Here is an 18,561-nt window from a genome sequence, read left to right as displayed (position 1 = left end):
GGAATCAACCGGCCGGTAATGCCGCAGAGTGGAACGGACGCATCAGAGAGTAGGGAACGAGGAGACATGCAGACCATCGCACACTGGCTCGACGGCAAACCCTTCGCCGGTTCCAGCACGGCGACCGCGCCCGTCACCAATCCCGCCACCGGTGTGGTGACCGGGCAGCTCGCCCTGGCCTCCGCCGCCGACGTGCGCACCGTGGTCGACGCGGCCGCGGCCGCCTTCCCGGCCTGGCGCGACGCCTCCCTGGCCAAGCGCACCCAGGTGCTGTTCCGGTTCCGCGAGCTGCTCAACGAGCGCAAGGAAGAGCTGGCGGCCATCATCACCAGCGAGCACGGCAAGGTGCTCTCCGACGCCCTGGGCGAGGTGACCCGGGGCCTGGAGATCGTCGAATTCGCCTGCGGCATACCGCATCTGCTCAAGGGCGGATACACCGAGAACGCCTCCACCAAGGTCGACATCTTTTCGGTGCGCCAGCCGCTGGGACCGGTGGCGGTCATCTCGCCGTTCAACTTCCCGGCCATGGTGCCCATGTGGTTCTTCCCCGTCGCCATCGCGGCCGGGAACACCGTGGTGCTCAAGCTGAGTGAGAAGGATCCCTCGGCATCGCTGTGGATGGCCGAGCTGTGGCAGGAGGCCGGACTGCCCGACGGTGTCTTCAATGTCGTGCAGGGCGACAAGGCGGCGGTGGACGAGCTGCTGGAAAACCCTGCCATCAAGGCGGTTTCGTTCGTCGGCTCGACCCCGATCGCCCGCTACGTCTACGAGCGCGGCACCGCGCACGGCAAGCGGGTGCAGGCCCTCGGCGGGGCCAAGAACCACATGGTGGTGCTGCCCGACGCCGATCTGGACCTGGCCGCCGACGCCGCGGTGAACGCGGGCTTCGGCTCGGCCGGTGAGCGCTGCATGGCGATCAGCGCGCTGGTGGCGGTGGGTTCCGTCGCCGACGACCTGGTGGCCCGGATCACCGCGCGCGCCCAGACCATTCGCACCGGCGACGGCACCCGCGGCACCGATATGGGACCGCTGGTGACCCGGGCGCACCGCGACAAGGTGGCCTCCTACATCGGCGCGGGCGAATCCGCCGGAGCCACCGTGGTTCTCGACGGCCGCGGGGTGGCCGTCGACGGCGAGTCCGACGGATTCTGGCTGGGACCGACGATTCTCGACCATGTCACCACGGATATGACCGTCTACACCGACGAGATCTTCGGCCCGGTGCTCTCGGTGGTCCGGGTGGACAGCTACGACGAAGCGCTCGCCCTCATCAACGCCTGTCCCTACGGCAACGGCACCGCCCTGTTCACCAATGACGGTGGCGCGGCACGACGATTCCACAACGAGGTCGAGGTCGGCATGGTCGGCATCAATGTCCCCATTCCGGTTCCCATGGCCTACTACAGTTTCGGGGGCTGGAAGAACTCCCTGTTCGGCGATTCCCACGCGCACGGCACCGACGGAGTGCACTTCTTCACCCGCACCAAGGCCGTCACCACGCGCTGGCTCGATCCCAGCCACGGCGGCCTGAATCTCGGCTTCCCCCAGAACCACTGACACCGCAGCGCCCAAGGGCTGAGATACGGAAGGACATGCGATGACCCTCCCCAATGGCCTGACTCCGGAGGCGGCGCGCGAACGCGCCGCCCGCGCCTGCGAACTGGACCGCGAGCACGTCTTCCACTCGTGGTCGGCACAGAAGTCGCTCAATCCCATGGTGATCACCGCGGCCCAGGGCTGCTACGTGTGGGACGGCGAGGGCAGCCGGCTGCTGGACTTCTCCTCGCAGATGGTGAACACCAATATCGGGCACCAGCATCCGAAGGTGGTGGCCGCCATCCAGGAGCAGGCGGCCACGCTGTGCACCGTCGGCCCGGCGTATGTGAACGACGCGCGCTCGGAGGCGGCGCGGCTGATCGCCGAGCGCACGCCCGGCGAGCTGAACCGGGTGTTCTTCACCAATGGCGGCGCGGACGCGGTCGAGCACGCGGTGCGCATGGCGCGGCTGCACACCGGGCGGTACAAGGTGCTCTCGCGCTACCGGTCCTATCACGGCGGCACCGACACCGCGGTCAATCTGACCGGCGATCCCCGGCGCTGGCCCAATGATCACGGTAATGCCGGGGTCGTGCACTTCTTCGGGCCGTTCCTGTACCGCTCGCAGTTCCATTCGACCACCGAGGCCGAGGAGACCGAACGGGCGCTGCAACACCTCGAGCAGACCATCGCCTTCGAGGGGCCGAGCACCATCGCGGCCATCATTCTGGAGTCGGTGCCGGGCACCGCGGGAATCATGGTGCCGCCGCCGGGTTATCTGGCCGGGGTGCGCGAACTGTGCGACCGGTACGGCATCGTGTTCATCGCCGACGAGGTGATGTCCGGATTCGGCCGGACCGGAACGTGGTTCGCCATCGAGCACGCGGGTGACGTGGTGCCGGATCTGATCACCTTCGCCAAGGGCGTCAACTCCGGTTACGTGCCGCTGGGCGGCGTGGCCATCGCGCCGCACATCGCCGCGACCTTCGACGACCGGCCGTATCCGGGCGGGCTCACCTACTCCGGGCATCCGCTCGCGACGGCCGCGGCGGTCGCGACCATCAATGCCATGGCCGAGGAACGCATCGTCGAGAACGCGGCCGACATGGGCGAGCGGGTGATCGGGCCCGGCTTGCGCGAAATCGCCGAACGGCACCCGAGTGTCGGCGAGGTCCGGGGTCTGGGCGTGTTCTGGGCCGTGGAGCTGGTCCGCGATCGCGCCACCCGGGACCCCTTGGCCCCCTACGGCGGGAGCAGCCCGGCCATGACCGAGGCGGTCGCGGCCGCCAAGGCCGCGGGACTGCTGCTGTTCGTGAACTTCAACCGCCTGCACGTGGTGCCGCCGTGCACCATCTCCGAGGCCGAGGCCAAGGAGGGCCTCGCCATTCTCGACCACGCGCTCACGGTCGCCGACGGGCACGCCGGTTAATCATTTCTGGGTTATCCTCGTGGCACAGGAGGAGGCGGAAATGATCCGGCCGATGATGTTGACGCAGGAACTGCGTTCCATCGTGCGCATGCCTCGCCGCTCCGAAGATCGCGCCGCCACCAGCTGACTCTTTCGCAAGCCGCCGACTGGTCCCGTCTCACCGGTGACCATCGGCGGCTTTCGCATACCCCGGTGCGGCCGTAGGTAAATGGGGTCCGGGTCGAATCCCGGAAGAGTTTTCACAGTTGATTCGCCGTATTCCGGCACAAAAGAGAAGGAGTTGATCGGCCATGTCGGCCAAAGGAAGCAAACTGTGGGCGTCGGCACTCATCGATGCAGCGCCGACGCCGTACTGGACCGACCGGCCCGAGCGGCCGACCCCCACGGACCCCCTGACCGCCGCCACCGACGCGGGTCTGGCCGTCATCGGCGGCGGCTACAGCGGACTGTGGACCGCACTGCTGGCCAAGGAGCGCAATCCCGGCACCGATGTGGTGCTGCTGGAATCGGGGCTGTGCGGGCACGCGGCCTCGGGCCGCAACGGCGGCTTCTGCGCCGCCAGCCTGACCCACGGGCTGGCCAATGGGCTGGAACGCTTTCCCGACGAGATCGGGGAGCTGGAACGCCTGGGCCGCACCAATCTCGACGAGATCGAGCGGGCCATCGCGCGCTATCGCATCGACTGCGATTTCGAGCGCACCGGGGAAATGGAAGTCGCCACCGCGCCGCACGAGCTCGAATGGCTCGAGGAGAGCCACGCGGCCGCCGAATCACTGGGCCACCGCACCGAATTGCTGGACGCGCCCCAGGTACAGGGCATGGTGCACTCCCCCACCTATCTGGGCGGCTGGTGGGACCGCGACGGCGTGGCCATGCTGGATCCGGCCCGGCTGGCCTGGGGATTGCGGCGCGCCTGTGTCGAAGCGGGGGTACGGATATTCGAAGGCACTCCCGTGCAACGCATTTCGAAGTCCTACGGCGGCACGCTGACCCTGCACACCCCGCACGGTGAGGTGCGCGCACCGCGAGTCGCGTTGTGCACCAGCGCCTTCGCGGGTCCGGTGCCAAAGGTGACCAGGCACGTGGTGCCGGTCTACGACTACGCGCTCATGACCGAGCCGCTGTCCGCCGAGCAGCTCCGCAGCATCGGCTGGAACTCGCGCATGGGTCTGGGCGACGCCTCCTACCGGTTCCACTACTACCGCCTGACCAGCGACAACCGCATTCTGTTCGGCGGGTACGACGCGATCTACCACGTCGGTAACCGCATAGCCCCGACCCTGGAATACAACGAGGCCACCTTCGAGACCCTGGCACAGCACTTCTTCCAGACCTTCCCCCAGCTCGACGGTCTGCGCTTCACCCACCGGTGGGGAGGCGTCATCGACACCTGCGGCCGGTTCTGCGCCTTCTTCGGATCGGCCTACAAGGGCCGGCTCGTCTACGTCGCCGGCTACACCGGCCTGGGCGTGGGCGCGACCCGCTTCGGCGCGGAGGTCATGCTCGACCAGCTGTGGGGCCTGGACACCGAACGCACCCGGCTGCGCATGGTCCGTTCCCGGCCGCTGCCGCTGCCCCCGGAGCCCTTGCGCTCCGCGGGAATTCACCTCACCCGCTGGTCCCTGGCCCGCGCCGACGCCCACCAGGGGCGGCGGAATCTGTGGCTGAAGACCTTGGACTACACGGGATTGGGCTTCGACAGCTGACGCAGGATCAGCACGGTGATCTCACTGGGCGCGAACAGCCGTAGTTGCGGGCCCCAGAAGCCGGTACCGCGGCTGGTGTAGAGCTGAGTGTGGTCACCGTGACGGCTGAGTCCGGCCACCACCGGCTGATCCAGGCGGACCAGGTAGCGGAAGGGCCAGATCTGACCGCCGTGGGTGTGGCCCGAGATTTGCAGGGCCACACCGGCTTTCACCGCGTCGGTGACCTGCTTGGGCTGGTGGGCCAGCAGGATCACCGGGTGGGCGGGGTCGGCCCCGGTCAGGGCCGCGTCGATATCGGGGCCGTGGCCGGGCAGGCCCGCGCCGGTGGGATCGTCGATCCCGGCGAGCACCAGGGAGTCACCATTGCGGGTGATGACCTGGTGCTCGTTGCGCAGCGGCCGCCAGCCCAGGCCGGACATGTGGTCGATCCAGCCGGGGGCGTCGCCGAAGTACTCGTGATTGCCGGTGATGTAGTAGCGGCCGTACTCGGCCTCCACCTTGCCCAGCGGATCCACCTGCGCCCGGCGCTTTTCCACCGAGCCGTCGGCGAGATCACCGGCGTGGCAGGCGATATCGGGGCGCAGCGCATTGACCTCGGCGACCACCCGCTCCGACCAGCCGAGCCGATCGGTCGCCGCGTAATGGGTGTCGGTCACGACCACCAGGCGCAGCCCGTCCAAACCCGCACCCAGACCGGGGATCTCCACCTCGACCGCGCGCACCCGCGGCAACCTGCGCGCCTCGTAGACGGCCCACGCGCTCAGCCCGATCGAGATGGCCGCCACGGCGATCGCGACAAGGCGCGAGCGCGCCGGATCGTCCACACCCGCCACCGTCAGCACCCCGCGCGCGACCGCGCCGATCACCGACCAGGTGAACACCACCCACATCACGCCCAGCAGCGTGTCGCCGATCAGCGCGGCCGTATCCGACTGCCGCGCGCCGTGACCGAGCAACATGCCCGCGGGAAGAGCAAAATAACCGAGCAGGAAAACCGCGGTGCCGAGCCAGAACCATGGACCGGACAGGGCCGTGTACACCAGCAGCCACCACGGCAATGCGAACAGCAGCGCGGGAACGGCCAGGAACAACGCCGCGCGGGGAACGTACTTCACGGGAGATCATCCTTGTCGGACCGAAAATCGCCGAATCCGGCGTCGCTGTCCAACGTACCGTGCCCATCGGGAAGGATGATCACGTGACCGACCAGACCTCCGGCCGGGGAACGCCGAATCTCGACGACGTCTCCAAGCGCATCATCGCCCAACTCCAAGAGGACGGGCGGCGCGCCTACGCCACCATCGGGAAGGCCGTCGGGCTCTCCGAGGCCGCCGTGCGCCAGCGGGTGCAGAAACTGTCCGACGGCGGGGTCATCCAGATCGTGGCCGTCACCGATCCGCTCCAGGTCGGACTGTTCCGGCAGGCCATGATCGCCATCACCGTCGACGGGCCGGTGCAGCCGGTCGCCGACATCCTGGCCACCATCGAGGAGATCACCTACGTGGTGGTCTGCGCGGGCCGCTACGACATCCTCTGCGAGGCCGTCTGCCCGAACGACGAAGACCTGCTGGACCTGGTGTCCAATCGAATTCGCGGCCTGGCCGGGGTCCGCCACGCCGAGATCATGGTCTACCTCAAGCTGCGCAAGCAGACCTACAAGTACGGCACCCGCTGATCAGGCGGTGAGCGTGGCGAGTTCGGCGGCGAGATTCGCCCGCGCCGCGTCCTCGTAGCGAGCGCGGCCGGTGGGGGTGCGGAACAGGGCCGGCTGATCGGCCAGGGCGCCCAGCACCGCGGCCCGGCCGGGCCGGAACAGATCGTCCGGCACGTGGGCGTATTCGGCGCGGACGGCGGCGGTATAGGCGGCATAGACCGGCGGTGCGGCGGCCAGGATCGCGAGGTCGGCGTCGCACAGGACGGCACCGTTGCGGTCGGACGGGTCGGGGTGGTGACCGCCGGTGAGGCGGACCAGGCGGGCCACCTCGGCCACCGTTTCCGGGGCGACACCCATTGCGGGCAGCGTGGTTTCGGCCAGCCGGGCGCTGGCCTCCTCATTGTCGCCGCCGTCCATGGCGTAGACGGCGTCGTGGAAGAAGGCGGCGTAGCGGACCGCGTCCAGGTCCGCGGCGTCGGCGGCCAGATCGTCGATGACGGCCAGCATGGCGGCCAGATGTTCGACGGTGTGGTAGCGGCGGTGCGGCTCGCTGTAGCGGCGGACCAGGTCCTCCCCCACCGCGGGCGCGCCCGGCCCGGCCAGTTTCGTCCAGCGGTCCAGCAGATCCGCGTGCAGGCTCATCCCCATCGGGGCAGTGTGACCGAAGTTCGGGCCGGAGAAAAGCCCTCCGGCACGGTGGCTTTCACCACTGGTCAGTCGGTGCCGAGGGTGAGGTAGCGCTGAATCGTCGGCCCGATGTCGGCCACGATCTGCTCGCGGGTGAGCGCGACCACCGGCGGGAGCCGCAGTACGTACCGGCACAGGGCCAGCCCGAGAATCTGGGTGGCGATCAGCCCGGCGCGGCGCGGGGCGTCGAACGGGTCGCCGAAGCGCAGCACCGCCGGCATCAGCTGCTCGGCGAAGATCCGCTGCGTGCGCTCCACCACCATCTCGTCGCTCAGCGCGGAACGCATGAGGGTGAGCAGGATTTCGCTGGTCGGCGGCTGCTCCCAGAGCTCGAAGAAACGGTCGGCGATCTGCGCGCCCAGCGAATCCCGTTTCTCCGCACTGAGATCGGGCAACTCCAGGTCGATATCGAGGGCGGCGTCGAACAATCCGTCCTTGTTGCCGTAGTAGCGCATCACCATCGACGGGTCGATCCCGGCATCGGCGGCGATGGCCCGGATGGTCGCCTTCCGGTACCCGTCGGCGGCGAAGCGATGCCGCGCCGCCTCCAGAATCGCCGCGCGGGTGGCGTCGGACCGCCGCGGACTCTGCTCCACAGTCACGCCCACGAGTGTATGCCAACATCTGTTGACACCCAAGAGTCGGCCTCGTCGCGGTTGAATTGGGTCATGTCTATGCAGCCCCGGCGCTGGAGCCCGCCCAAGGCGACGCCACGCGCCCGCGAAAACCACAGTGCGCCACCGATGCCGGCGGTACGACGATTCGAGCTACCCGGGTCCGGGCCGGAGGATGTGGTGATCGCCGCCGACGGCAGAGTGGTCGCGGGCCTCGCGGACGGCACCCTGGTGGCCGTCGATCCGGCCGACGGCGCGGTCGAGACGCTCGGGAACACCGGCGGGCGGCCGCTGGGCCTGCACGCCGAACCCGATGGGGCACTGCTGATCTGCGACGCCGAGCGCGGACTGCTGCGGCTGGACAAGCCGGGCGGGCAGTTCGAGGTGCTCGAGACCGACATCGACGGCGTGCCCCTGAACTTCACCAGCAATGTGGTCGCCGACGGCGACACGATCTACTTCTCCGAGTCGACCCGCAACTGGAAGCTCGGCGAGTACATGGGCGACATGCTCGAGCACTCCGAGACCGGGCGGCTGCTGCGCCGCGATCCCGACGGCAGCGTCGAAACGCTGGTCGACGGGCTGAAATTCGCCAACGGCATCGTGCTCGCGCCGGATCGCTCGTGCGTGCTGGTGGCCGAGACCGGCGGCTACCGCATCACCCGGTACTGGCTGAGCGGGCCGAAGGCGGGCACCCACGACCACTTCGTGGAGAACCTGCCCGCCTTCCCCGACAATATGGGCCTGGGCAGTGACGGGCTGATCTGGGTGGCGCTGGTATCGCCGCGAAATCCGTTGCTGGACCTGCTGCTTCCGCTCCCCGGGGTGCTGCGGCGGCTGGTGTGGGCGATTCCCGAAGCGCTGCAACCGAAGGCGGCGCGCACGGTGTGGGTGCAGGCCTTCGACTTCGACGGCACGCTGGTCCATGACCTGCAATGCGAGGGCACCGACTACTCCATGGTCACCGGGGTCGCCGAGCAGGACGGCCGGATCTACCTGGGCAGCCTGACCGAAACGGCGATCGCGGTCACCACGCTGCCCTAACTCTTCTGCGCCTCGTCCTGCGCGTGCTGCGCCTGGGCCAGCTGCTGCGGCGTGTACCGCAACGTCAATGCGAGCAGACCCATGATCGCGGTGCCGATGGCGCACACCAGCAGGACGAGGGTGTACCCGCTGCCCAGCGCGTCGATCTGATGCTGGGTCATCTCGCTCACCTTGCCGGTGGCCCCCTTGTCCAGCGACAGGGTGCGCGAGAGAGCGACCGGGCTGAGCACGCCGACCGCGAACGGCGTGCCCATGTTCATGAACATCTGGCCGACCGCCGAGAGCGGGCCGATGTGGGCCATGTCCACCCCGACCAGCACGCACAGCGGCAGGATCACGATGGCGGTGCCGATGCAGAAGCCCACGATCGACATCATGACCAGCAGCGTCGGGAAGTAGTCGGCCGAACTGTCCAGCGTGGAACCGAAATACAGCGCGCCCGACAGCACCGCGGCCGCGGCCAGCAGCAGCCAGCGCGCCCGGATGTACATGCACGCCTTGGAGGCCACCGCGGTGCCGACGCCCGCGCCGAGGGTGAACGGGATGCTGGCCAGACCCGCCTGCAAGGGGCTGTAGCGCAAGACGTTCTGGAGGAACTGGGCGACGAAGAAGGTGGTCGCGCCGAGCACGCCGGAGGCCAGGAAGATGGCGGCGAAGGTGATCACGCGGTCGCGGCTGTCGAACAACGACCACGGCAGCAGCGGGTTGTCGACATCGCGCTCGGCGAGGATGAACACCAGCAGCAGGACGAAGCCGCCGATCAGGGTGCCCAGGATGATCGGTGAGCCCCAGCCCATTTCGGGTCCCTCGGTCGCGCCGAACACGATCGACACACACGCCACCGTGCCCAGGATCGCGCCGCGCACATCCATGGACATGCGGTGGTGGGCGGTGTCGCGCAGCTGGTAGATCGCGCCCCACACGATGAGAATGCCGATCGGCACATTGATCCAGAAGATCCAGCGCCAATCCACCTGGGTGAGCGCACCGCCGATCACCAGACCGCCGACCGAGCCGACGCCGACCATGGATCCGAAGATGGCCACCGCCTGATTGCGGGCCGGACCGGGCGCGTAGGTGCTCGCGACCAGCGCGAACGCGGTCGGCGCGGCGATCGCGGCACCGGTGCCCTGCAGGGCGCGAGCCGCGATCAGCCACGCCTCGTTCTGCGCGGTGCCGCACAGCGCCGAGGCGAGGGTGAACAACGCGACGCCCAGGATCAGCATCCGCTTGCGGCCGAACGAGTCGCCGAGTCGCCCACCCAGGAGCATGAGGCCCGCGAACGGAAGACCGTAGGCGGTCACGGTCCACGCGCTGCCCGCGTTGGACAGACCCAACTGCTCCTGTAGTCGCGGCAGCGCCAGGATCATGACGGTGCCGTCGAGCACGACCATCAGCTGAAGTCCGCTGAGGACGAGAATCGCGAGCCCGAACGCCCGTGTGGGCACCGGATACTGCGTCGTCGCAGTGGGGTTATCGAGCACGCGCCCACTGTAGTGGATGGCCTGATCCGGCAACCGACCTCGTTGGGCACCGTCAGGCGCGGTCCTGGTCCGGTGCGCCCGCGGTGAATCCGGCGGTCGGGCCGATGACGATGATGGCGGGTGGACGGATGCCCTCGGCGCGGACCCGTTCGGCGATGGTGGCCAGATCCGCGCGCAGGACGCGCTGGGTGCGCAGGCTGCCCTCCTGGATGACAGTGGCCGGGGTGTCGGCGGCGCGGCCACCGGACATCAGGGCGTCGGCGAACTTCTCGATGCGCTCGACGGCCATGAGCAGCACGATGGTGCCGCGAAGTTTGGCCAGGGCGGGCCAGTCGACCAGGGAGTCCGGATGGTCGGGGGCGACGTGGCCGCTGACGACAACGAATTCGTGGGTGACGCCGCGGTGGGTGACCGGGATGCCCGCGAGGGCGGGGACCGAGATGGCGCTGGTGACGCCGGGGACCACGGTCACCGGGATGCCCGCGTCGACGCAGGCTTCGAGTTCCTCGTAACCGCGGCCGAAGACATAGTTGTCGCCGCCCTTGAGCCGGACCACGAACTTGCCCGCCTTCGCGCCCTCGATGAGCGCGGCATTGATGTGCTCCTGGGCCATGGCGCGGCCGTAGGGAATCTTGGCGGCGTCGATGACCTCGACGTCGGGACCGAGTTCGGCCAGCAGCTCCGGCGGCGCGAGACGGTCGGCGACAACGAGATTCGCGCGGGCCAGCAGGCGGCGGCCGCGCACGGTGATCAGGTCCGGGTCGCCGGGCCCGCCGCCGACCAGGGCGACGCCGGGGGTGACGGGGGCCGAATCATCGGTCACCACACCGGATTGCAGCGCCTCGAGCAGCGCGTTGCGCACGGCGGCCGAACGGCGGTGCTGGCCGCCCGCGAGCACGCCCAGGGTCATGCCGTCGTAGCGGGCGGTGGCCGGGGTGACCGCGGTGCCCAGGCGGGCGGTGTCGGCGCGCACGCAGAACACCCGGCGGCGGGTGGCCTCGGCGACCACGGCCGCATTGGTCTCGGGTTCGTCGGTGCAGGCCATGACGTACCAGGCGCCGTCCAGATCGCCGTCGGCGTAGGCGCGCAACTCGACGGTGAGCTGCCCGGAGGTGGCCATGCCCTCGACCGCGGGGGTCACCTCGCGGCTGATCACGTGCACGTCCGCGCCGGAGGCGATGAGCAGTCCGAGCCGCCGCTGGGCCACCGTGCCACCGCCGACCACGACCACGCGGCGGCCGTTCAGATCGAGGCCGACCAGGTAATTCGGGTCACCGGCCGGGGCTTGCGAATCCGGAACCGGCTGGTCATCGGGGGTGACTGAGGCGTGCTGCACAAGGATCCAGCCTACGGCGTGGCCCGCGGCGGGTGACAATCGCCCGGCTTCCGCGCAGCAATCGACGGCGGAATCGATAGGAAGTTCACCGTGGCGGGTGCGGCTGCGGTCGGATCACTCGCCCGGACCCTTGCCGAAGTTGCCGTCCTCCTGGATCAGGTGCAGGCCGCGGGACTTGTACAGCGGCAGGCGGTCGAGGTCGACCTGGTGGAGCGTGATGGTGACCGGGTGGCCGTCGAGGACGCCGGTCAGGATCAGGCGGTCCGGAGTGGGTTGCTCGTAGGTGAGGTCGGCCAGGACCGTGTGCGTCTTGCCTTCGGTGAGCACCAAATGGTGTGCACCGGTATCGATCTGCGCGCCGAACGGCATCAGCTCGTCGTCCATGCGCTGCACGACGGCCAGCTGCGGCCGGTCGAAAACCAGTCGCCGCCAGCGGGTCTGGTCGGTCAGTAGCGGTGGCACCGGCTGGCCGTCACGGGTGAAGTCGGCGACGGTCCAGATGCCGTACAGCTCGGATCTCGCGCTCTCGCCGTGGGTTTCGCGCCAGCTGTCCATGCTGATCCAGACATAGCCCGCCGAGAACCACAGGGCCAGCAGCACCTGCGCGGTGGCCGCCACGCGCGCCGAGCGGCGGGTGCGGAACGGCTGCGGGGTGGCGGCCGGGCCTGCCGCGCGGCCGGTCAGCAGCGCGGCCACCCGCGGCACCTCCGGTACCAGCAGGACCAGGCAGAGCAACATGAGATGGAACGAGAGCAGCTTCACCGGCACATCGAAGGTCATGTTCAGCACCCAGACCTGCGTCATGCTGACCAGGCTCAGCAGCACACCCGCCAGCTGGGTGCGCGGCAGCAGCAGAAGCAGGCCGCCGAGAATCTCGGCGATGCCGAGCAGGCTCTCGTACACCGGCGATACCCCGACCTGACTCCACAGCACGCCCAGGGGCGCGAAATCGCCGTAGGGGGTCAGCAGGGTGACGAGCCCGGGCTCGGGCATCTGGTTCGGAATCGCCTTGGCGAAGCCGTATCCCAGCATCTGACCGGCCAGGCACAGCCGGATGAACAGCAGGAACCACGCGGACAGGCGGTGGTATCCGGGCCGGTTGCGGTCCAGCAGGGTCCACAGCACGGTTCCGGCCGCCGCGATCACCAGTACGCAGAACAGCAGGACCCAGAAGATCTGCTGATCGCCGCTGCCCGTTTCGTGCAGCGCCACATCGGCCCCGAAGACGGTGCGGCCCACCCACTTCACCACGGGCAGCGACGGGCTCATCCAGAGGCTGGGCCAGTCGGCCGCGAGCTGGTGTTGCAGCGCTCCGGCGAAGGCGATCAGTATCTGCGGGTAGGAGACGCAGAAGAGCACGAAGTACAGGAATCCGAAGCGGAAGGCGATGCGGCTCATCGGATTCCAGGTCCGTGTGGGTTCGCCCCCGCCCCCTGCCCGATCGGTCGCGGATTCGATTGTCTGCACGCTCATCCCGTATCCCCTCGCTTCCATCCGGAACTCCGACGCTAGGCGGCGCGGACCCCGGGCCGCTTCCGGATTCCCCCTGAGACGACCCGGAATATGCCTGATAGGAAGTACTTCTCGAGGATTACGTGCCAGCACGAGCGGCGGGCGACGACCAAGCGGCGTCCCGGTCACCGGTACTGATGAAACAGGTCACCCCGATCCCCTTACGGGAGCATTTAGAACGGGTTACATTTCCCTCGACGTGCCGAACGGGCGCTTACCACACCCGTGCAGGGAGGACATAATGACTTCGGCCAACGCCGATCCCAACCAGCGGATGGAACTCACGGTCTCCGGCCAGAATCTCGACGAACTCGCCGCGGAACTGGCCGAGTGGCTCGGAACCAAGGTCGCCGCCGACGAGCCGCCGCGGGTCACCTCGATCACCCGCCCGCAGGCGGGCGGCATGTCGAGCACCACGCTGCTGTTCGACGCCGAATGGACCGAGGGCGGAACGGCGGCCGGCGGGTCGTTCGTGGCGCGGCTGGCGCCGGATCAGGACTCCTTCCCGGTATTCGAGAAATACGATCTGGCAACGCAATTCGCGGTGATGGCCGGGTTCGCCGAGGCCACCGATCTGCCGGTGCCGCCGCTGTGCTGGCTGGAGACCGGCACCGACAATGTGCTGGGCGCGCCGTTCTTCGTCATGCGGCGGGTGAGCGGGCGGGTGCCCGAGGACAATCCGCCCTACGTGTTCGTGGGATGGCTGCACGAGGCGACCCCGGAGCAGCGCTACGAGGTGACGCGCCGCACGGTCGAGATCATTGCCAAGGTGCACACGATTCCCGATCCGGCGCAACGGTTTCCGATGTTCGATGGTGAGGGCTCGGCGCTGCGGCGGCACTTCGAGGCGCAGAAGGCGTGGTACGACTGGGCGCTCGCGCGCGACGGCTACCGGATTCCGTTGCTGGAGCGCGCCTTCGACTGGCTCGAGGCCAACTTCCCCACCGATACCGGACCGGATGTGCTGAGCTGGGGCGATGCCCGGCCGGGCAATGTCATGTTCGACGAATTCGATCCGGTCGCGGTGCTGGACTGGGAGATGGCCGCCATCGGGCCGCGCGAGCTCGACGTCGCGTGGACCATCCTGATCCACCGGTTCTTCCAGGACATCGCCACCCGCTTCGATCAGCCGGGCCTGGCGGACTACATGCGGCGCGCCGACGTGGAGAAGCTCTACGAGGAGGCCAGCGGGCACGCGCCGCGCGATATGGACTGGTACCTCATGTATGCCGCGCTCCGGCACGGGATCGTGATGGCCCGCATCCGGCGACGGATGATCCACTTCGGCGAGGCGGCCGACACCGACGACCGCGACGACTACGTGATGCACCGGCAACTGCTCGAAGCCATGCTCGACGGCACCTACTCGTGGGATTGAGAGATGACGCAGAATCAGATCAACTCGCTCGACGAATACCCGATCCACCAGACCCCGCTGTCCATGTCGCGGGTGGGGACCAGTGATCGGAACTTCTACGACCGCAACTACTTCAACGCCTTGGACAAGGGCAGCGACACCTTCCTGGTCACCGGGTTCGGCGTGTACCCGAACCTGGGGGTGACCGATGCGTTCGCCACCGTCCGGCGCGGGGATACCCAACGGGCCGTGCGGTTCTCGGACGCGCTGGCCGAGCGCAGCCTGGAGCCGAAGGTCGGCGGGTACCGGATCGAGATCGTCGAACCGCTGCAGAAGATCCGGGTGCTGTGCGAGCACGAGGACCTCTCGTTCGACCTGACCTGGGAGGGTTCCTTCCCGGCCGTGGCCGAACAGCCGCACACCATTCTCACCGGGGTGCACCGGCCGATCATCGACGCGCAGCGCTTCGCCCAGGTCGGAACCTGGTCTGGCACATTGAATGTCGACGGGACCGATATCAATGTGGACCCGTCCGCGTGGTGCGGCACCCGGGACCGGTCGTGGGGTATCCGCCCGGTCGGCGAGTCCGATCACCCGGGGCGGCTGGCTTCCGAACCGTCCGAAGGCTTCTGGTGGCTGTACGTGCCGCTGCTGTTCGACGAGTTCTCGATCATCGTCATCGTGCAGGAGGAGCCCAACGGGTTCCGCACGCTCAATGACGCGACCCGGATCTGGAGGGACGGGCGCATCGAGCAACTCGGCTGGCCGCGTGTGCATCTGACCTACAAGCCGGGGACCCGCATTCCGACCAAGGTGCGGCTGGACCTGACCACGGCCGAGGGCAAGCCGCTCGAACTCGAGGTCGAGGCGGGGACGTTCATGGCGCTCAATGTCGGGTGCGGCTACGGCGGCGACCCGGACTGGCAGCACGGGCAGTGGAAGGGACGCGAGTGGGTCGAGAGCAGGCTCTACGACCTGACCGATCCCGCCATCGCGGGGCGGATTCCGTTCGGTGTCATCGACCACGTCGGCAAGGCGCGCTGCGGGGACGCCGAGGGCTGGGGGCTGTTCGAGCACGGCAGCCTGGGCCGCCACGATCCGACCGGGTTCGCCGACTGGGGTTCGGTCGCGCCCTGATGCGCTGATACTCGCGGGCTCGGGCGTCGTCCGCGTTCAGTACGACGCCCGGCCGCGTACTGCATTCGCAGTACCCGCCACGGCCTCCCCTCGGACGATCCGGACTACGGAACCGCTCGGCGAGCCTGGGGTACATGGCCAAACTCCTGTACCGGCTGGGCCGCTTCGCCTTCGAGAAGCGCCGGCTCGTCGTCCTGCTCTGGTTGGGCATCCTGTCCGCGTGCGCGGTCGGCGCGGCCCGGGCGCCCAGCACTCCCCCCCGACTCCTTCGCCATTCCCGGCACCGAATCGCAGCAGGCGTTCGATCTGCTCGGTGAGCGGTTCCCGGGCACCGAATCCGATGGGGCACAGGCCCGTATCGTTTTCGTCGCGCCCGACGGGCAGCAGATCACCTCCGATGCCAATCGCGCCGCGGTCGAGCGGGTCATCGCCGACGCGTCCGGCGGCGGGCAGGTGAAGGGGGTGCTGGATCCCTTCCAGACCGGGGCGGTGAGCAAGAACGGGAGCACCGCGTACGCCACCGTGAGTTACGGGGCCACCGGCGCCGACCTCACCGACGCCACCAAGGACGCGCTGACCTCGGCGGTCGACAAGGGCCGGGCCGAGGGGCTGAGCGTGGAGATCGGCGGCACGGCCTTGCAGGCCGAGCCCGCAATGGGCGGGGCGACAGAGGTTGTCGGCATCGTGATCGCGGCCGTCGTGCTGATGATCACGTTCGTGCGGTCATGCCGCGCGCGTTCCGGAAGAGCCTGCGCGAGAACACGGTTCCCGAAGCCGGTGAGTCGCTGAACATGGGGACGCGGTGGGCGCGGTTCGTGATCCGGCGGCCGGTCGCGGTGCTGGTGCTGAGCCTGATCGGGCTCGGTGTGCTGGCGCTGCCGGTGAGCAGTCTCGAACTCGGGATGCCCGGTGATGAATCGCAGCCCACCTCGGCGACGCAGCGGCGCGCGTACGACGATCTCGCGGCCGGGTTCGGGGCGGGGTTCAACGGGGGGCGAGGGCGGCGCGATCATCTATCGGCCGCCCGCGCCGACGGTGATCGTGTTGTCCGCGCTGGCGTCGCTGGCCTTGCTGTGGCGGCGGCGCTATCCGCGGGCCGTGCTGGGGGTGACGACGGCGTGCGGGATGGCCATTGCCGCTTCGGGATTCGAGCTTTCGGTGATCAGTGCGGGGGCGGCGCTGGTGGCGGTGTACTCGCTGGGGCGGTGGGTGGACGCGCGGACGGCGAAGGTCGCGGGGCCCGTGGCGGCGGTCGCGCTGGTGATCTCGACGTGCTTTCGCCACTCGGACGCGATACTCACCGGGGCGCGGATCAGTCTGGTCGCGGGGCTGCTGGTCGCGGGCCTGCTGGTCGCGGGCCTGCTGGTCGCGGGCCTGCTGGTCGCGGGGCTGCTGGTCGCGGGGGCGCTGGCCGAGGCGACGCGGAACCGGGCCGATTATCTCGCGGCGCTGCACGCGCGGGCCGAGCTCGCCGAACGGACGCGGGAGGACGAGGCGCGGCAGCGGGTCGGTGAGGAGCGGGTTCGGATCGCGCGGGAACTGCACGACATCGTGGCGCATCACATGGCGCTCGCGCACGCGCAGGCGTCCACGGCCGCATATCTTCTGCAGAGCAAACCCGAGCAGGCGCAGGAGATGCTGGACCAGCTCGCCGACACCACCGCGGCGGCGCTGCGGGAGCTCGAGGCGACCGTGGGGCTGCTGCGGGAGGACGACAGCGACGCGCCTCTGGAGCCGACGCCGGGGCTCGATCAACTGCCGGAGCTGCTGGCGTCGTTCGAACGTGCCGGGCTCGCAACCACATTGATCGTGAGCGGCGCGTCCCGGCCGCTCTCGCCGGGGACCGATCTGACGGCCTACCGGATCATTCAGGAGGCGCTGACCAATGTCACCAAGCATGCGGGGACGGCGAACGCGACGGTTCGGCTCGTGTACTCGCGGCTGTTGCTGACCATCTGTGTCGTCGACGACGGGAAGGCCGAACCCGTACGGGGCGAGGAGGATTCGGAGATCGCGGGGTACGGGCTGATCGGCATGAACGAACGGGCCGCGTCCGTGGGCGGGCACCTCCGGGCCGGGCACAGGCCGGACGGCGGATTCGAAGTCACCACCGAACTTCCCTTGGAGCCACAATGACGATTCGAGTGCTGCTGGCCGACGACCAAGCCCTGCTGGCGGGGACCTTTCGGCTGTTGATCGACTCGGCCGACGATATGGAGGTCGTCGGCATCGCCGGGAGGCAGTCGAATTGGCTCGGGCCACCCGGCCGGACGTGGTGGTCATGGACATTCGCATGCCGGGGGTCGACGGTCTCAGCGCCACCCAGCAGATCTGCGGTGACGAGACGCTGCACGACACCCGGGTGCTGATCCTGACCACCTTCGAGCTCGATGAGTATGTGGCGCAGGCGCTTCGAGCCGGAGCCAGCGGCTTCCTCGGGAAAGGCGTCGGGCCGGAAGAACTGCTGCGCTCGATTCGATCCATCGCGGCCGGTGACGCGCTCCTCTCACCCGCGGCCACCCGCACTCTCATCGCGCGCTATCTGGCCCGACCCGAAAGTCAGGTCGGCGCTGCCGAATCGCTCGATGTGCTGACGGCCCGGGAACGTGAAGTGGTCGCCATGGTCGCCGAGGGGCTCTCCAACGAGGAGATCGCCTCGAAGATGTACGTCAGCCCATTGACCGTCCGGACCCATGTGCAACGCGCCATGTCGAAGGTCGGAGTACAGAATCGCGCGCAACTGGTGGTTGTGGCGTTCCAGTCCGGGCTGGTTCGGGTGGACGGTAGCGGACGAGGTCAGGCGTCCGGCCACCAGTAGCCCGCCACCAGGTAAAGACTGAGCACGACCCCCGGAACGAACACCAAACCTCCGAGAACAATCCCCCACCGAGGACGCCACCGCTGGCTCAACGCGATCCGAGCGGTCTTCCAAGCGATAGCCCCTGCGGCCGCCCACACGTAGACGGGGAGCATTCCCAGACTCAGCAGGATCAGCGGCGAGCAGGGATGCCGCCAGCCGCAGAAAGCCGGGACCCCCTGCATATCACTGATGATCAGAAACGACA

The 18,561-nt window shown here is 68.8% G+C and carries 16 protein-coding genes and 1 pseudogene; 10 read left to right on the top strand and 7 right to left on the bottom strand.

The annotated features are described in order from the left end of the window. The first annotated feature begins 66 nt into the window (after nt 1–66). The 3 genes from NS2_RS20580 (at nt 67) to NS2_RS20570 (ending at nt 4,671) form a co-directional block, all read left to right on the top strand. The gene (locus NS2_RS20580) at nt 67–1,557 is read left to right on the top strand and encodes a CoA-acylating methylmalonate-semialdehyde dehydrogenase (RefSeq protein ID WP_036547903.1); all 1,491 of its coding nucleotides are present in this window, start codon (nt 67–69) and stop codon (nt 1,555–1,557) included. 40 nt (nt 1,558–1,597) lie between these two features. After that, nucleotides 1,598–2,965 carry an aspartate aminotransferase family protein gene (locus NS2_RS20575; RefSeq protein WP_036547900.1) on the top strand — a complete coding sequence of 456 codons (1,368 nt, stop codon included), beginning with the start codon at nt 1,598–1,600 and terminating at the stop codon, nt 2,963–2,965. Nucleotides 2,966–3,255: 290 nt separating this feature from the next. After that, entirely contained in the window at nt 3,256–4,671 is a 1,416-nt protein-coding gene (locus tag NS2_RS20570) for an NAD(P)/FAD-dependent oxidoreductase (RefSeq protein WP_033089020.1), read from the top strand. Here the strand turns inward: NS2_RS20570 and NS2_RS20565 are convergent. Next, nucleotides 4,644–5,786: a metallophosphoesterase gene (locus tag NS2_RS20565; RefSeq protein WP_036547894.1), complete on the bottom strand. Its 1,143-nt coding sequence runs from the start codon at nt 5,784–5,786 to the stop codon at nt 4,644–4,646. The two genes, NS2_RS20570 and NS2_RS20565, sit on opposite strands and share 28 nt — an antisense overlap. Nucleotides 5,787–5,869: 83 nt before the next feature. Here NS2_RS20565 and NS2_RS20560 point away from each other — a divergent pair, with 83 nt between their 5' ends. Next, nucleotides 5,870–6,346: an Lrp/AsnC family transcriptional regulator gene (locus NS2_RS20560; protein ID WP_033089022.1), complete on the top strand. Its 477-nt coding sequence runs from the start codon at nt 5,870–5,872 to the stop codon at nt 6,344–6,346. On the opposite strand, the gene NS2_RS20555 is transcribed toward NS2_RS20560, so the two are convergent. Together NS2_RS20555 and NS2_RS20550 are read right to left on the bottom strand one after the other, a co-directional pair. Then, nucleotides 6,347–6,973, bottom strand: coding sequence for an HD domain-containing protein (locus NS2_RS20555; RefSeq protein WP_033089023.1), 627 nt, complete (start codon nt 6,971–6,973; stop codon nt 6,347–6,349). It lies immediately after the preceding gene. Between the two features lie 65 nt (nt 6,974–7,038). Beyond that, nucleotides 7,039–7,614, bottom strand: a complete 576-nt coding sequence (locus tag NS2_RS20550; RefSeq protein ID WP_228102886.1) for a TetR/AcrR family transcriptional regulator — start codon at nt 7,612–7,614, stop codon at nt 7,039–7,041. Between the two features lie 66 nt (nt 7,615–7,680). Between NS2_RS20550 and NS2_RS20545 the strand changes: the two genes are divergently transcribed. Further along, nucleotides 7,681–8,670 (top strand): SMP-30/gluconolactonase/LRE family protein, encoded by a 990-nt coding sequence (locus tag NS2_RS20545; RefSeq protein WP_228102887.1) that lies wholly within the window; start codon nt 7,681–7,683, stop codon nt 8,668–8,670. Here NS2_RS20545 and NS2_RS20540 read toward each other — a convergent pair. From NS2_RS20540 to NS2_RS20530, 3 genes are all read right to left on the bottom strand, one after another. Further along, nucleotides 8,667–10,154: an MFS transporter gene (locus NS2_RS20540; protein ID WP_045438352.1), complete on the bottom strand. Its 1,488-nt coding sequence runs from the start codon at nt 10,152–10,154 to the stop codon at nt 8,667–8,669. The genes NS2_RS20545 and NS2_RS20540 overlap by 4 nt on opposite strands. Nucleotides 10,155–10,206: 52 nt before the next feature. Further along, entirely contained in the window at nt 10,207–11,415 is a 1,209-nt protein-coding gene (cobA, locus tag NS2_RS20535; protein ID WP_033089038.1) for a uroporphyrinogen-III C-methyltransferase, read from the bottom strand. Nucleotides 11,416–11,604: 189 nt separating this feature from the next. Further along, nucleotides 11,605–12,963, bottom strand: coding sequence for a hypothetical protein (locus tag NS2_RS20530; RefSeq protein WP_045438342.1), 1,359 nt, complete (start codon nt 12,961–12,963; stop codon nt 11,605–11,607). Between the two features lie 280 nt (nt 12,964–13,243). On the opposite strand from NS2_RS20530, the gene NS2_RS20525 reads away from it, so the two are divergent. From NS2_RS20525 to NS2_RS20505, 5 genes and pseudogenes are all read left to right on the top strand, one after another. Beyond that, complete coding sequence (locus tag NS2_RS20525) at nt 13,244–14,380, top strand: phosphotransferase family protein (RefSeq protein WP_052086667.1); 1,137 nt, start codon at nt 13,244–13,246, stop codon at nt 14,378–14,380. A gap of 3 nt (nt 14,381–14,383) precedes the next feature. Continuing rightward, on the top strand, nt 14,384–15,496 hold the full coding sequence (locus NS2_RS20520; RefSeq protein WP_033089027.1) for an Rv3169 family protein: 1,113 nt from the start codon (nt 14,384–14,386) through the stop codon (nt 15,494–15,496). A 63-nt stretch (nt 15,497–15,559) separates the two neighbouring features. Next, nucleotides 15,560–16,285, top strand: a complete 726-nt coding sequence (locus NS2_RS36845) for an MMPL family transporter (RefSeq protein WP_082062670.1) — start codon at nt 15,560–15,562, stop codon at nt 16,283–16,285. Nucleotides 16,286–16,540: 255 nt separating this feature from the next. Further along, a complete protein-coding gene (locus tag NS2_RS36840) occupies nt 16,541–17,632 on the top strand; it encodes a sensor histidine kinase (RefSeq protein ID WP_197707843.1) in 1,092 nt (363 codons plus the stop codon). Next, a pseudogene (locus tag NS2_RS20505) lies at nt 17,629–18,314 on the top strand (response regulator transcription factor). The gene NS2_RS36840 and the pseudogene NS2_RS20505 overlap by 4 nt, the downstream one beginning before the upstream one ends. On the opposite strand, the gene NS2_RS36835 reads toward NS2_RS20505, so the two are convergent. Further along, the coding region (locus NS2_RS36835; protein ID WP_222594878.1) for a hypothetical protein at nt 18,293–18,561 on the bottom strand (269 nt) is incomplete at its 5' end. The pseudogene NS2_RS20505 and the gene NS2_RS36835 sit on opposite strands and share 22 nt — an antisense overlap.

Source organism: Nocardia seriolae NBRC 15557, from assembly GCF_007990715.1.
Classification (GTDB): Bacteria; Actinomycetota; Actinomycetes; order Mycobacteriales; family Mycobacteriaceae; genus Nocardia; species Nocardia seriolae.
Note: the sequence above shows the minus strand (reverse complement) of the source record. Positions and strands in the feature narration are given on the sequence as shown.

Coding starts and splice junctions, on each gene's coding strand:
- NS2_RS20580 (WP_036547903.1), top strand. CDS start 67: ATGCAGACCATCGCACACTGGCTCGACGGCAAACCCTTCGCCGGTTCC.
- NS2_RS20575 (WP_036547900.1), top strand. CDS start 1,598: ATGACCCTCCCCAATGGCCTGACTCCGGAGGCGGCGCGCGAACGCGCC.
- NS2_RS20570 (WP_033089020.1), top strand. CDS start 3,256: ATGTCGGCCAAAGGAAGCAAACTGTGGGCGTCGGCACTCATCGATGCA.
- NS2_RS20555 (WP_033089023.1), bottom strand. CDS start 6,973: ATGGGGATGAGCCTGCACGCGGATCTGCTGGACCGCTGGACGAAACTG.
- NS2_RS20545 (WP_228102887.1), top strand. CDS start 7,681: ATGTCTATGCAGCCCCGGCGCTGGAGCCCGCCCAAGGCGACGCCACGC.
- NS2_RS20530 (WP_045438342.1), bottom strand. CDS start 12,963: ATGAGCGTGCAGACAATCGAATCCGCGACCGATCGGGCAGGGGGCGGG.
- NS2_RS20525 (WP_052086667.1), top strand. CDS start 13,244: ATGACTTCGGCCAACGCCGATCCCAACCAGCGGATGGAACTCACGGTC.
- NS2_RS20520 (WP_033089027.1), top strand. CDS start 14,384: ATGACGCAGAATCAGATCAACTCGCTCGACGAATACCCGATCCACCAG.